The 586-nt window shown below is 66.9% G+C and carries 1 protein-coding gene; it reads right to left on the bottom strand.

The genetic code is table 11. The features are described 5' to 3' along the window. The coding region (locus ACFC20_RS17730) for an alpha/beta hydrolase (RefSeq protein ID WP_375194135.1) at positions 1–586 on the bottom strand (586 nt) is incomplete at both ends.

Raw genomic sequence — 586 nt, 5'->3', positions numbered from 1 at the left:
TGGCGGGGGAAACCCGAAAGGCCGCCAGAGTGACCCACCAGATGACGGGCAGGGGAATCCGGGACAGTCCCCCAAACGCGGGGCCAAGCAGCGGATCGGTGCGGATGTTGTCTCGGTTGCTGGGTGCTGTGAGCGTGAGATCCGTGGACGGAGACAGCGCCACGGCGGCATCTGCCTGGCGCAGATCGTTGTCCCGGATCCAGGCGAGCAGGCCCAGGGTGTGACTGCCACCGGCAGAGTCGCCGGCGATGACCATGAATGAGGCCTCTTCGGGGCCATCCGGGCCGTGGTGCAGCAGCCAGGTGTAGGCGGTGCGGCAATCACGAACACCATCCATGTAGCGATTCTCCGGCATCAGCCGGTAATCCACGGCAAACACCGCGGCCCTGGCCAGGTGTGACAGCCGGTCAGTAATACCCCGGTGGCTCTTGGGGCTGCCGGCCGCCCAGGCGCCCCCGTGGATGTACAGGATGCGGCGGCGGCTATCGGCGCCCGGGGCAATCACCCACTCGCCCCTGGGGCTTTCATTGGCGCGGATTTCGGACGCCAGGTCCAGCCCGTCACTCAGGCCATCCATGTGTTTGCG

This window comes from Marinobacter sp., from assembly GCF_041984545.1.
Taxonomy (GTDB): domain Bacteria; phylum Pseudomonadota; class Gammaproteobacteria; order Pseudomonadales; family Oleiphilaceae; genus Marinobacter.
This window is presented reverse-complemented; position numbering and strand designations above follow the sequence as displayed.